10 protein-coding genes are annotated in these 13899 nt (G+C 52.5%); 8 read left to right on the top strand and 2 right to left on the bottom strand.

All coding sequences use genetic code 11. From position 1 onward, the window contains the following. Positions 1 to 47: 47 nt before the first annotated feature. From IPQ00_09480 to IPQ00_09470, 3 genes are read left to right on the top strand one after another with little or no spacing between them, the layout of a single operon-like run. Complete coding sequence (locus tag IPQ00_09480; protein MBL0240790.1) at positions 48 to 1361, top strand: thymidine phosphorylase; 1314 nt, start codon at positions 48 to 50, stop codon at positions 1359 to 1361. A gap of 6 nt (positions 1362 to 1367) precedes the next feature. After that, positions 1368 to 2426, top strand: a complete 1059-nt coding sequence (locus IPQ00_09475; protein MBL0240789.1) for a BMP family ABC transporter substrate-binding protein — start codon at positions 1368 to 1370, stop codon at positions 2424 to 2426. A 5-nt stretch (positions 2427 to 2431) separates the two neighbouring features. Beyond that, positions 2432 to 3928, top strand: coding sequence for an ABC transporter ATP-binding protein (locus IPQ00_09470; protein MBL0240788.1), 1497 nt, complete (start codon positions 2432 to 2434; stop codon positions 3926 to 3928). A gap of 81 nt (positions 3929 to 4009) precedes the next feature. On the opposite strand, the gene IPQ00_09465 is transcribed toward IPQ00_09470, so the two are convergent. Together IPQ00_09465 and coaD are read right to left on the bottom strand one after the other, a co-directional pair. Then, the gene (locus IPQ00_09465) at positions 4010 to 5212 is read right to left on the bottom strand and encodes a pyridoxal phosphate-dependent aminotransferase (GenBank protein ID MBL0240787.1); all 1203 of its coding nucleotides are present in this window, start codon (positions 5210 to 5212) and stop codon (positions 4010 to 4012) included. A gap of 207 nt (positions 5213 to 5419) precedes the next feature. Then, positions 5420 to 5914 (bottom strand): pantetheine-phosphate adenylyltransferase, encoded by a 495-nt coding sequence (gene coaD / locus IPQ00_09460; protein MBL0240786.1) that lies wholly within the window; start codon positions 5912 to 5914, stop codon positions 5420 to 5422. A 159-nt stretch (positions 5915 to 6073) separates the two neighbouring features. Here coaD and IPQ00_09455 point away from each other — a divergent pair, with 159 nt between their 5' ends. From IPQ00_09455 to IPQ00_09435, 5 genes are all read left to right on the top strand, one after another. Next, positions 6074 to 6748, top strand: a complete 675-nt coding sequence (locus IPQ00_09455; GenBank protein ID MBL0240785.1) for an HAD-IB family hydrolase — start codon at positions 6074 to 6076, stop codon at positions 6746 to 6748. Further along, positions 6745 to 7191, top strand: a complete 447-nt coding sequence (locus tag IPQ00_09450; protein MBL0240784.1) for a hypothetical protein — start codon at positions 6745 to 6747, stop codon at positions 7189 to 7191. The genes IPQ00_09455 and IPQ00_09450 overlap by 4 nt, the downstream gene beginning before the upstream one ends. 23 nt (positions 7192 to 7214) lie before the next feature. After that, positions 7215 to 8816 (top strand): DUF2088 domain-containing protein, encoded by a 1602-nt coding sequence (locus IPQ00_09445; protein MBL0240783.1) that lies wholly within the window; start codon positions 7215 to 7217, stop codon positions 8814 to 8816. Between the two features lie 29 nt (positions 8817 to 8845). After that, complete coding sequence (locus IPQ00_09440) at positions 8846 to 9364, top strand: hypothetical protein (GenBank protein ID MBL0240782.1); 519 nt, start codon at positions 8846 to 8848, stop codon at positions 9362 to 9364. 97 nt (positions 9365 to 9461) lie between these two features. Next, positions 9462 to 13883 (top strand): AMP-binding protein, encoded by a 4422-nt coding sequence (locus IPQ00_09435; GenBank protein ID MBL0240781.1) that lies wholly within the window; start codon positions 9462 to 9464, stop codon positions 13881 to 13883. Positions 13884 to 13899: the final 16 nt, after the last annotated feature.

Raw genomic sequence — 13899 nt, 5'->3', positions numbered from 1 at the left:
CGGTTAGACTGTTCTCGTAATCATTACGAAAGCGGTCTTTTTAATTTATGCGTCCTCAGGAAATAATCGCAAGGAAACGGGATGGAAACTCTCTGTCCGATGCCGAGATCGGCGTCTTTATCGACGGTGTTTGCACCGAGGCTTGGGCCGATTACCAGATATCGGCGCTCGTTATGGCTATGTTCATCAACGGACTCGATCAGCGTGAGCAGGACGAACTGACACGAGCAATGGTCTATTCCGGCAAAGTGCTTGACCTCGCCTCGGTCGACCGTCCCGTTGTTGACAAGCATTCGACGGGCGGCGTCGGCGATAAGACTTCGCTTATAATCGCTCCCGTCGCTGCGGCGTGCGGTCTGGCCGTTCCGATGATCTCGGGGCGAGGGCTCGGTCACACCGGCGGGACTCTCGATAAACTCGAATCGATCGAGGGTTTTGACGTTGGGCTGTCAATGACGAGATTTACCGAACTGCTTGCCACAAACGGTTACGCGATGGCGGGCCAGACCGGTGAGATAGCACCTGCGGATAAAAAGCTCTATGCTCTACGCGACGCCACGGCGACCGTACCGTATATTCCGCTTATCGTTGCCTCGATAATGTCCAAAAAACTTGCCGAAGACCTCGATGCCCTCGTTCTGGACGTTAAGACCGGATCAGGCGCATTTATGCAAAAATACGAAGACTCGGTGCGTTTGGCTGAGGCTCTCGTGCAAACAGGCAAAGCGTTTGGGGTAAACACACAAGCAGTCGTCTCCGATATGAGCCAACCGCTCGGCAAGTTTGTAGGAAATGCTTTAGAGGTTTACGAGTGTATCAAGTTGCTCCGCGGCGAAGGCGATGACGCGATGTCCGCTACGCTGGTCCTATCGGTCGAGTTGACCGCCAGAATGCTTTTGCTTGGCGGTATCGCAGATTCGATGTCATCGGCAGAGACGATGATCAATGAAGCCCTTGCCTCGGGCAAGGCCTTGGCAAAATTTCGCGAAAATGTCGAGGTTCAGGGTGGCGATCCATCAGTTTGCGATGACCCGGAATCACTCATTGATCCGACGCTGAAACGCATTCCATTCGGTGCGGCCACAAGCGGTTATGTTGCGGAAGTCAATACGTTTGCCGTCGGCCGTGCGATCTGCGATATCGGGGGCGGGCGGATCAAGGCCGAAGATGGGGTCGATCATGCCGTCGGACTCGAATGTACGGTGAAGATCGGCAATAAAGTTGAAATCGGCGATCCGCTCGGTATAATCTACTGCCGTACGCAGAACCAGGCTGATTCGATTAGCGAAATACTACAGAGTGCGTATAAAATAACCGAGGAAATCCCCGATATACCTAAATTGATCAGAGCGACGGTTTAAGAATCAATGAAGCTTCGAATTTTTTTATCGGCAGCGTTGACACTTTCAATTTGTTTGTTGGCGACATCTTGCACCAAACAGGCCGAAGCCCGGCGTGAGGGCTGTCAGATCAAGGTCGGCATCGTCTTTGATATCGGCGGCAAGAATGATCGTTCCTTCAATGCGGCGGCCTGGGAGGGCGTAAAGCGTGCCCAACAGGATCTGAATATCTGCCTCTACGATGTCGAACCCGGAAATCCGACCTCGATCGAGCCGGCGATGCGAGCCTTTGCTGAAAAGAATTTTGATCTCATTATTGGTGTCGGCTTTGCCCAGGGGCCGATCATGCAAATGGTCGCGGCAAATTACCCAAATATCAAATTTGCGATCGTTGATGGAGTCATTTTTGACACTGACGGCAAAACTCCGATGAAAAACGTGGCTTCGCTCGTCTTTCGCGAACACGAGGGGTCGTACTTGGTCGGGATGATCGCGGCTTATAAATCGAAGACCGGCGTTCTCGGGTTTCTTGGCGGAATGGACATTCCACTGATTCACAAGTTTGAGACCGGATACGAGGAAGGGGCAAGGTCGGTTAATCCTAACATACGGGTGATCGATAATTATGTCGGCGTTACGGACGGTGCGTGGAATAACCCGGGCAAGGGTAAGGAGCTGTCGCTCGCGCAGATCGAAAAGGGCGCCGATGTGATCTTCACCGCAGCCGGAAACTCGGGACTTGGTGCATTTGACGCCGTTGAGCAATACGGTAAGGATGAGAACGGCCAGGCCCGCAAATTTGTCATCGGGGTCGACTCTAATCAGAATATGGTGAAGCCCGGTTATGTCTTGACATCAATGGTCAAGCGCGTCGATAACGCCGTTTATGACGTCGTGAAGGAAGTGCTAGAAGGCAAGTTTCAGGGCGGATTCCACTCCTTCGGACTCGAAAAGGACGGCGTTGCGTACGCAATGGATGAGAATAACAAGGGCATTATCCCCGATGACGTGATCCTCAAGGTGGAAGAAGCTAAAAAGAAGATAGTCGCCGGTGATATCAAGGTCACCGATGCAATGGCAAATTAAAATCGATGCTAGAACTCCGAAATATCAAGAAAGCCTTTGGCGATTGCGTGGCGAACGAGGACGTATCGATCACCGTTAAAACGGCAACGATCCACGCTATTGTCGGTGAGAACGGTGCCGGAAAATCGACGATAATGAAGATCGCATATGGCTTTTACAAGGCCGATAGCGGCGAAATACTTGTCAATGGCCAACCGGTAAATATCCGTAACCCACACGACGCTATCGCTCTAGGGATCGGTATGGTTCACCAGCATTTTATGCTTGTCGACACTATGACGGTCGCCGAAAACATCATTCTCGGGGCCGAAACCGGTTCGACGGCAAGCCTTGATCTGGAAACGGCAAACCGGGAGATCCTAGCACTTTCGAACGAACTCAAACTCGACGTTGATCCGCGTGCCTATATCGAGAACCTTTCGGTCGGTGCCCAACAGCGGGTCGAACTCCTCAAGGCTCTATACCGCGACGCAAAAATACTGATCCTCGACGAACCTACGGCTGTGCTTTCGCCACAGGAGGTCGACGAGTTGTTTGGCATTCTGCGCCGGATGAAAGGACAGGGCAAGACCATAATAATTATCACGCATAAGCTGGATGAGGTGCTCGCCGTGTCGGATGAGGTTACCGTTATGCGGGACGGCCGTTCCGTCGGAAATGTAAAAACTTCGGAGACGAGTGCGAAGGATCTCGCCCGATTGATAGTCGGCCGCGACGTCCTGCTCCGCGTCGAAAAGTCCGACGCCCATCCGGCGGCGACCGTGCTCGAGGTAAAAAACCTTCTGGTTACGGGTAAGGGCGGCCCCGCGGTCAAGGATGTTTCATTTAAGGTTCGTTCAGGCGAGATCGTTGGGATCGCCGGCATTGAGGGCAACGGTCAGACCGAACTGATCGAAGCTCTGTCCGGGCTGACAAGGACGTCTGGCGGGCGTGTCGAATTTGACGGCAAGGAGATTACTGATCGGTCCGCCCGTGAGCTTAAGGAGCTCGGGGTTGCTCACATTCCCGAAGATCGGCATAAGCGAGGGCTGCTGCTCAATTCGGATCTGGCTGAAAACTCGATACTCGGCGTTCATTACCGCCCGCCGATCACGTCGGGCGGAGGGATGATGAATAACGCCGCGATCGACAAGCGCGTCCACGAGATCATTGAGAATTTTGACGTTCGGCCCGGCGACCCGACTCTGTCAGCCAAATCGCTTTCCGGTGGAAATCAGCAAAAACTGATCATCGGCCGCGAATTCGAGCTTGACCCAAAGCTACTTCTGGTCTCACAACCAACGCGTGGTGTCGATATCGGCGCGATCGAGTTCATCCACCGCAAACTGATCGGACTACGCGACGCCGGATCCGCCGTCTTGCTCGTGTCGGCCGAGCTCGAAGAAGTCACCGCGCTCGCGGACCGATTACTCGTTATTCGCGAAGGAAAGATAGTCGGTGAGGTCGACCCAAAGACCACCTCGATCGAAGAGATCGGACTGATGATGACGGGCGGGAATTAAAAAAATCGTCGCGAATATACTAATAAGAAGATCTAAGTCCGAATCCAACTCACCCGCAGTTTTGCAATTGGCAATTCCTAATTAGATCGTGGCGGATCTAGTGCCGAACAATTGTCTCATCGACGTGATTGCCCGCTCCAGATTTTCCATCGAAGTCGCGTAAGAGATTCTGAGAAAGCCGTCCGCACCAAATCCCGCTCCGTCGGTTACGACGATCTTGCATTCATTCAAAAGGGCAGTCGCCACATCATCTGACGAAGCGAACTTTTCACCAAGCAATTCTCTGACATCGACAAAAGCGTAAAATGCGCCTTCGGGCATCGGGCACCTGAATCCGTTTATCGTATTGAGTTGCGGAATCAGCCAGTTTCGCCGACGCTCGTATTCCGCCGTCATCTCGTTGACCGCCGACAATGTTGCATCGCGGTCCTGCAATGCCTTGGCACACGCATACTGCACGAAAGATGTCGGATGCGTCGCTGAGTGACTCTGCAATTTGACCATTGCCTGTGTCCATTCAGCATTAGCGACCGTATAACCGATGCGCCAACCGGTCATCGCGTATGTTTTCGAGAAACTGCCTGCGACGCAAACGTATTGACGCAATTCCTCTGAAAGAGTCGTGAGCGAAAATGGCTCGGCCGGCGGATACGCAAAGAAAAGATAGCAATCGTCGCTTAAAACGTAAACGTCATTCGCGGCACAAACCTCGACGATCCGGATCAATTCATCCGGCGGAATGACACGGCCCGACGGGTTGCTCGGGCTGTTGATGATCAAAAGTCTCGTCTTATCAGTTATCGCGGCCGCGACCTGATCGGCTGTTAGAACAAATTCCGTCGATTCTGTCTCAATAAAGACATTGTTTGCGCGGCAAAACGTCACGATCTCGGGGAATGTGACCCAGTACGGTTTGGGAATAAGGACGTCATCTCCCGGATTCAGAAGCGAGCAGGCGGCATTGAAGAGAGCCTGCTTGCCGCCGCACGCAGCGGCGACATTTGACTGATCAAACTGCGAACCAAAGCGATCCGCAAAGAAATCAACGATCGACCGCCGAAATTCAACAGTTCCCGCAGTTGCGGTGTATTTGGTGAGACCTTTTTGGAGGCCTTCCCAAGCGTACTGTTTGATAAACTCGGGCGTGTCAAAATCAGGCTCGCCAACCGAGAGATCTATCACATCGATTCCTCGAGCTCGCATATCGGCTGCTGCTGCCGCCGCGATCAGTGTTGATGAGCCCTTCATCGCAGAAACATTGTCAGATACCTGGAAAGTCATAATAAGTAGTAGTTTACCCCAGAGCGGTAAAGAGTCAGAGAGTGGATAGTTAAGTTTTTAGCCAATAGACGCGACTAAGGACCCTTTTGCGTCGTTGACGTTCGGCTAAGCCTGGATTCTCCCACATCGGATATGGTGCCAAGCGAGTTTCCTTAATCCACGGACAGCGAAACTTCGGTGCGGCAAGGCCGCCAATCGGTATGAGGTCGGTCAGAGCGTGGTCTTTTGCCGCATTTTTTCTTCGACCAATGTCGGGATCAGGCCCTCGACGCGGCCGCCAAGTTCGAAAACCTGTTTCATCAGTGTCGAGGACACATACGAATATTCCTCCCCGGCCATAAGGAAGACCGTCTCGATAGTCGGTTCGAGACGCCGGTTCATCAGGGCCATTCGGAGTTCATATTCATAATCGCTGACCGCTCGGATGCCGCGAACGATCGCGGTGGCACCACTTTTCTTAGCAAAATCAGCGGTCAAACCCGAAAAGCTGTCGACGATCAGTGTGCAGCCGTCGGTATCGATCGTCGGCAGAATCTCGCGTATCATTGAGCAGCGTTCCTCGACCGAAAACATCGGGTGCTTATCAGCATTATTGAGTACTGCGACCACGATCTCGTCGAAAAGCGGCGAAGAACGCTTGATGATGTCCAGATGTCCGTTGGTTAACGGGTCGAAAGACCCCGGGAAGATAGCTCGCCGCATAATTGCCACAAATCCGTAGTCACAATGTAATTACAATTTGTAATTAATTTGTAACTTGGTCCTCGACCACCTACCAAATCCTTGCAAAAGGTGCTAGTATTTTGCCTATTCTAAGAAGAAAATATCGCCGTTTGGCGTGAATAACATAGCATAAGACCGGACATGAACAAAAACGGACAAGCCGCGGCATTTTACGACCTCGAGGGGACATTGGTCAGTACTAACCTCGTCCATACGCTCGCATTCTACGCAAAGCGTCAGCAGGGCCTATGGCAAACCGCCAAAAAAAGCGTCAGCACGCTCGCCAAGTTGCCGTTCTTTGGCGTCACTGATCTATATTCGAGAAACGTCTTTAACGAAGTGTTTTTTCGTAGCTATTCGGGTTTTTCCCAGGATCGTCTGCGTTATTTCTCTGAGGAACTATTCGAAGAGGTCTTAAAGCCGGCAATTTTTCCCGGAACGCTCGAGCTGATCGCTCAAGGTAAAAAGATCGGCCAACGCCAGGTCGTATTGACTGGGGCTCTTGATTTCACGATCGAAAAGATGATGACGTATCTCGGCATCGACGATTATGTAGCCAATAGGCTCGAGTTCGTCAACGGATATGCCACCGGGCGCGTCCTGCCACCAGTAATGGCATCCGCGACCAAAGCCCAATGGATCCGCGAATACGCCGAACGCGAGCAGATCAATTTGTCTGATAGTTACGCCTATTCTGATTCGATTTCAGACCTACCAATGCTTTCGATCGTCGGGCATCCGGTCGCGGTTTGTCCGGATTTCAGGCTGAAGCAGACGGCGTTGCAACATGACTGGGCGATTTTGGATCTTAAATGAAGATTGAACGGCGCAGAATCTTTTTCACTATTTCGGCTTGTTTGCTTGTGGGGTGTGGCTTTATTGGATACCGTCACCAAAATGAACTAGCTGTGGAGAAACTTAGACAAAGGATAATAGCGGAACAATTTGATGAAATATATTTAGAGGCGTCAATAGATACTAGGAAAGGTATCGCTCGAGACGATTTTGTTGGGCAAATGCGATCTATAACCAGTGTGTTGAAAGGGATCGATTCGGAGATAAAATGGGGGCCTGATATAACTTGCTCCTACGATCCTTCGGTATTTAGAGATGATAATTTTTCTTCCCGAGATTTGTCTGGAAACGGAAAGAAAATAAATGTTGAACTCGAATGGGCGCCAGATTTTAGGCTCTGTAGTATGCACGTTTTTTCAGATTTGAATGATTCGACAGGTGTAGGGTTTCGAATGTGTGATTAAACCTATACCGACTCAATAATTTTATGGCTTTAGAACTACGCAGAAAAACACACGAATCCATCGTTTACATCGACAAAGACTCCGCTCCGCGGATAATGCCGTTTGGCGAGGATTTTATCCTTGAGGACGTCCCGGTCGGTACGCGGGTGATATATCCAAATCCGCCGATCAAGGGCCTGCCGAACAGGGAAGCCGCTATACGGTATGCGATCAATCATCCGATCGAAATGGAGCCTCTCTATGCTCTGCTCGAGCCCGGGATGCGGGTGACCATCGCGATGGACGACATCTCGCTGCCGCTACCGCCGATGCAGACGCCGGATCTGCGGCAGACGATGCTAGAGGTCGTGCTGGAGATGTGCGGTGCGAATGGCGTCGATGACATTCATCTGATCATCGCAAACTCACTCCACCGCAAGATGACGGCTTGGGAAATGAAGCGAATGGTCGGCACTGACATCTATAACGAGTATTATCCCGACCGCTATTACAACCACGACGCCGAGGACGACGACAATCTGGTCACGCTCGGTGTCACGCGGCATAACGAACCGCTGCGGGTCAACAAGCGTGCGATCGAGAGCGACCTGCTGATCTATCTCAACATTAATCTCGTCCCGATGGATGGCGGTCATAAATCGGTCGCCGTCGGCCTGTGCGATTACGAATCTCTGCGTGCTCACCACGAGCCGCAGACGATCCGCGATTCGCACTCGTATATGGACCCGCCGGCGTCGGAGCTTAATCATAAAGTGATCCGGCTCGGTAAATTGGTCGATGAACAGTGCAAGGTGTTTCACATCGAGACTGCGATCAATAACAAGATGTTTCCAGATGGCTACGACATCCTGACGCGGAATGAGGACGAATTTTCCTTCGCCGATCGTCTCAAATGGGAGGCGATGGCTATGACATTCTCTAAGATGCCCCGTGCTCTGCGCCGCAAGATGTTGCACGCCAATCCGGCACATTATGAATTGATCGCCTGTTACGCCGGCAAGACCGAACCCGTACACGACAAGATACTTGAAAAAAATTATCAGCAGTACGAGATCCCGGTCAAAGGCCAGTGCGACATCCTGATCTCAGGCATTCCGGACATTTCGCCGTACAACGTGTATTCGGCGCTCAATCCGTTGCTCGTTCAGGTAATGGCTCTCGGCTACCATTTTAATATGTACCGAAACAAGCCTTTGCTGCGGAAGGGCGGCGTGATGATCATTACACACCCGTGTTTTGACGAGTTTGACCATAAATTTCACGCTCCCTATATCGAGTTTTTCCACCGTTTGCTGCCGGAATCACGTGACGCCTTTTATCTACGCGAAAAATACGAACGTGAATTTGCTTCGAACCCCGCATACATCGAGATGTATCGTCGCGGTAACGCGTATCACGGTGCTCATCCGTTCTTTATGTGGTACTGGGGCGAAAACGGCCGTCAGCACATCGGCAAAGTCATCGTCGCGGGTGCCGAAAATGCCCACGTTCCCGAAATGCTCGGCTGGGAACGTGCCGATAACTTGACCGAAGCGATCGCTATGGGCCGAAGCTATATGGGCCGCAACGCCGAGATCACAATGCTGCATCAGCCGATGATCGGTCTGTGTAGTGTGACGGATTAGAAACGAGAGAATTTATGACGCGCAAAGTGATGTCTGCTATTTTTTTCGTGACGGCGGTTTTTATCGGCGGAGCCCACGCCCAATCGAACGGTCCACGAATGCCGTACGTAGATAACGGAGCGTGCCCTTTCGAGTGCTGTACCTATCGGGAGTGGACGGTCGACAAGCCGACCGTTGCCCGTCGCGAAATGAGAGACTCGTCGCCAGTCGCCTTTCGAATGAAAAAGGGAGAACGGGTCACGGGCGTCACCGGCACAGTCATCACGACGCGTGCGGGCATCGTCCGCGTTCTAAAAAACACGACGCTCGACAACGTCAAACTCAGACGTGGTGACAACCTCTATCTACTCACGTACCTCGGCGAGGGCTTTAGCAAGATATGGTACAAAGGCCGCATCTTTCAGGGTGATCCGAACGACGACGTGTTATTCAAAGAGACCCGCAAACCCATCGACGTCTGGTGGGTAAAGGTCAAAAACCGCCGCGGCCAAACTGGTTGGAGCCGCCAGCCAGACAATTTCGGCAATAAGGATCAGTGCGGGCGGTAACGACTTCACGGGAAGATTTCTAGGCCTTTGTGGGTCGGTGGCAAGCGAAAAAAGGTTTTGAACAAAGAAGTAGCGGACAAGAATGTCGGCGTTCCAAATGAAATTATCACCAACAGAAATATTTAAGGGTAAGAAGATCTTCTTTATCGGCGGTACGGGCTTTGTAGGGAAGGTCACGTTGTCGATGCTGCTGCATAATTTTCCGGATATCGGGAAGGTATATGCAACCGTGCGTGCACGAGATGCGAATGAGTCGAAGATACGGTTTTGGACTTCGATCGTGACGTCGCCGACGTTTGATCCGCTGCGGGAGAAGTATGGCGATGGGTTTGAGGAGTTTATTAAGTCTAAGGTCGTTCCCGTGAATGGTGATGTTGGGAATGAGTATCTTGGGCTTGATGAAAAAGAAGCCAAGAAAATCATGCGTGATACCGACATCATTATCAATGGTGCCGGTAATGTGACGTTCAACCCGCCGCTTGAGTCGGCTTTGCGGACGAATATTAATGGTTCGAACAACATCATCAAAATGGCCCGGATGATGAAAAAACCGCGTCTGGTGCACGTTTCGACGTGTTTTGTGGCAGGTAAACGCAGCGGGCCGATCTGGGAAAATGAGCCGGTCGTCGGATATTTCCCGCGAAAGGACGAACTCGTCGGAACGACCTTTGACGTCAACCGCGAGGTCGAGGACTGTGCGCGTTTGTCGGAACAAGCGAGGCAAGAGGCCGACGACGCGGTGCAGCATGCGAAGTTTCGCGAACAAGCTCGCCACCGCTTTATCGAGGAAGGCCGCGATCCCGATGACGAAGCCGAATTGAAATCGGCGATTTTCCGCGAACGCAAAATGTGGATCCGCGAACGCACGACCGAACTCGGTTCTGAGCGTGCCGAGTATTGGGGCTGGACGAACATTTATACCTACTCGAAGTCGCTCGCGGAGCAGATCATTGCTTCGCAAGACGATATTGTTAAGGTGCTTCTGCGCCCGTCGATCGTCGAATCGTCACAGGCATATCCGTTTCCGGGGTGGAACGAAGGCTTTACGACGACCGCTCCGCTTATACTGATCGCCTTGCGCGGCCAACCGATCATTCCGGTCAACGAGAAGCTCGTCCTAGACATTATTCCGGTAGATATGGTCTCTGGGGCGATCTTGGCGGCGACAATGAACGCACTGGTCGATCCGAATCCGCCGCTTGTATTTCAGGCATCCTCGGGCGACTCCAACCCAAACGATATGAAACGTATCGTCGGTCTCGTCGGGCTTTATAAACGCCAGCATTACGAGGACAAGGAAACCGGAAACAAATTAGTCAATAAGCTCGCAGGAATGGTCGAGACGCAGACCGTTACTAACCGCACGTATCAGCTAACGTCGGCGCCGATGCTCAACAAGTTGGCCAAACAGGCGGATAAGATGCTCGACAAGGCCAGCCCGCGTTGGGGCGGCGGCAGGATCGGAAATATCGTTTCGGACCTGCGAAAGTCGGTCGAGTCATTCGAGCAGACGACCAAAGAGACGATGGATGCGTTTGCGATGTTCAAGCCGTTTATGATCGACAACGATTATTTATACCGCTCGGACAACCTGCGGGCATTGCACGCGGTCATTAGGGAAAAAGAAAAAAACCTTTTGCCGTGGTATCCGGAGCGTATTGATTGGTACGACTACTGGCTCAACATCCATTTTCCCGGAATGCGAAAATGGGTTTTGCCAACACTCGAAGAAGAGCTCAAGGCAGTCGAAAAGCGTTCTTATACGTACAAAGATCTGCTCGATCTTTTCGACACCTCGGTCAAACGTTTTCCGACTCGCGTGGCGATGCGAATCGAGCGAAATGGACGTAAGGAGCAATATACGTTTGAAGACGTGAGCGAACTTACGATGCGTGCGGCGGGCTATCTGGCCAAAAACGGCATCAAGGGCGGCGACCGCGTCATTCTGTTTTCCAACAATATGCCCGAATGGGGAATGACCTATTTTGGCATTCTCAAAACGGGCGCGACGGCAATTCCTATCGATCCGGCCAGCTCGGTAACGGAGATAGTCACCTTTGCCAAGGCGGGCGAGGCCTCGGCGGTCGTCGTTTCTCCGAAGCTCGCCGAAGAACATCCTGAGATCGCTGAAAAGCTTAAACAAGCCGGACTGGAAGTCGCGGTCTGGACGTTCGATGCGGTCTTTGAGATCCAGTCCGAGATCGAAGAGGCGAACCGCAATGCTCTTTTGCCGCCCAAGGTACATTCCAGTGCGGTGGCATCGCTTATCTTCACTTCGGGTACCACAGGTACGCCAAAGGCAGTAATGCTCTCGCATAAAAACTTTGTGAATATGATCTCGATGCTGTCGAGCGTTCTCGATATGGACATTACAGACGGTGTCCTCTCCGTATTGCCGATGCATCACACTTTCGAGTTTTCCGCCGGATTCCTGACGCCATTCTCAAACGGAACGCAGATCACTTACCTTAACGAACTGACGGCCGAGGACCTCTCTCGGACGATGGAAAACGGCCACGTTACGGGTATGGTGGGCGTGCCGGCACTATGGGAAATGCTGCACCGCCGTATCAAGACCCGTCTGCGCGAGCGCGGCGACTGGATTGCAGATCTGGCCGACAATGTCATTGATTTTAACGCTTGGATCCGGGACAACACGCCGTTCAACCTCGGCCCGATCGTATTTTTCCCGATCCATCAGGGTTTAGGCGGCAAGATGCGCTACCTCATTTCGGGCGGGTCAGCACTGTCTGAGAAGGTGCAGAAAGATCTCCACGGACTTGGTTTTACAGTGCTCGAGGGCTACGGCCTGACTGAGTCGTCGCCGGTACTGACCGTCGCTCGCCCGGGCAATAAATTGCTTCGCGGCAGCGTCGGTAAACCTCTGCCGGGTGTCGAGGTCAAGATCGACGTGCCGGACGAAAATGGCGTCGGCGAGGTGCTCGCCCGCGGGCAAAATGTGATGCTCGGCTATTATAACAACGATAAGGCGACCGACGCAGTGCTCCACGATCGCTGGCTAAAGACCGGCGACCTCGGCAAACTCGACGAAGACGGCAATCTCTACATCGTCGGCCGATCAAAGGACGTTATCATCGACTCGAACGGCAAGAATATCTATCCGGACGAGATCGAAGATCATTACAGCAAATCCGCCTTTATCAAGGAGATGAGCGTCGTCGGTTTGCACGACGATGACGGCGGCGAAAAGATCGCCGCCCTGGTCGTCCCGGATTATGAGTTTGATATCGCATTGACGCGGTCTGACGCAAACAAGAAGGTCGAGGAGCATTTCCGTGAGGTCTCGGCCGGATTGCCGTTCGCCAAACGTGTCAAGGTGCTTCACATCACGCCGTTCGAACTGCCGCGGACCGCGACCCGAAAGGTCAAGCGTCCCGAGGTTGTCGAGATGATCCAAACGCTCGAGGATCGTGCCAAGTCCAAGACCAAAACCGTCGTCGAATCAAAGGGCGACGATAACGCTCTATGGATACGAAAGATCGTCGCGAGCGTCTCAAACCGACCGCTATCGGACGTTGTAATGGAAGACAAACTTGCCGATCTCGGCTTTGATTCGCTGATGTTTGTCGAGCTTCAGGCGGCGGTCGAGGATGCCGGCGGCCGGGTCGCATCGCCCGACACGTTGAGCGAGGTCCAGTCGGTCCGCGAACTGCTCACAGCGGTTCAACGCGTCGATAAATCCAAAAAGCTCGCCGATGAGCCAAGGGTCGAGGAAAAGAAGGACGAAGAGGAAATAGTCATTCCGTCGATCGTGCGCCGTGTGGGAAATGCGATCGTGGATTTTGCCCAGGACACGTTATATGAAGGTGTCTTAAACACCCGGATCGAGGGCGAAGCAAATGTGCCGCAGCACGTCAATTTTATCGTGGCTCCAAATCACACATCGCACATCGATACAGGTCTCGTTAAAAAGGCACTCGGCAAGGACGTTGCCGAGCAGACCGTAGCGGTCGCAGCGGCCGATTATTGGTTCGACACCAAATACAAGCGAGCGTATATGAATAATTTCACGACGCTCGTACCGATCGAGCGGACGGGCAGCCTGCGGCAATCGCTCCGGCACGTCACGCAGATACTGAATGACGGCTACAACGCTCTCATCTTTCCCGAGGGCGGCAGGCAGGAGTCGGGCCAGATAACCGAGTTTAAGCCTATCATCGGGTACCTTTCGCTAAATCAAAAGATCGGCATTTTACCGATATATATTTGGGGCACATATGATGCGTTTCCCAAAGGCACGATCATCCCGAAGGGCCGTAGTATCGGAGCCAAGATCGGTGCCAAGGTCGGCAGATTTCTCGAATATGACGAGCTCGCCAAGATGGTCGAGGGCGTCCCGAATACTGAGGCATATCGCCTGGTTGCGGCCCGCGTTCAGCACGAGATCGAAAATATGCGTGACGGAACGCGTGATAAATTTGACGTCGATGCGATCAGAAAAAGTTGGAAAGCTGAACGCCGAAAGTCCCGCAAACAGGAACCGGTCATCGATAATTAGGCAGGCAATTAAAAAC

Source organism: Chloracidobacterium sp., assembly GCA_016720705.1.
Classification (GTDB): domain Bacteria; phylum Acidobacteriota; class Blastocatellia; order Pyrinomonadales; family Pyrinomonadaceae; genus OLB17.
This window is presented reverse-complemented; position numbering and strand designations above follow the sequence as displayed.

Coding starts and splice junctions, on each gene's coding strand:
- IPQ00_09480 (MBL0240790.1), top strand. CDS start 48: ATGCGTCCTCAGGAAATAATCGCAAGGAAACGGGATGGAAACTCTCTG.
- IPQ00_09475 (MBL0240789.1), top strand. CDS start 1,368: ATGAAGCTTCGAATTTTTTTATCGGCAGCGTTGACACTTTCAATTTGT.
- IPQ00_09470 (MBL0240788.1), top strand. CDS start 2,432: ATGCTAGAACTCCGAAATATCAAGAAAGCCTTTGGCGATTGCGTGGCG.
- IPQ00_09455 (MBL0240785.1), top strand. CDS start 6,074: ATGAACAAAAACGGACAAGCCGCGGCATTTTACGACCTCGAGGGGACA.
- IPQ00_09450 (MBL0240784.1), top strand. CDS start 6,745: ATGAAGATTGAACGGCGCAGAATCTTTTTCACTATTTCGGCTTGTTTG.
- IPQ00_09445 (MBL0240783.1), top strand. CDS start 7,215: ATGGCTTTAGAACTACGCAGAAAAACACACGAATCCATCGTTTACATC.
- IPQ00_09440 (MBL0240782.1), top strand. CDS start 8,846: ATGTCTGCTATTTTTTTCGTGACGGCGGTTTTTATCGGCGGAGCCCAC.
- IPQ00_09435 (MBL0240781.1), top strand. CDS start 9,462: ATGAAATTATCACCAACAGAAATATTTAAGGGTAAGAAGATCTTCTTT.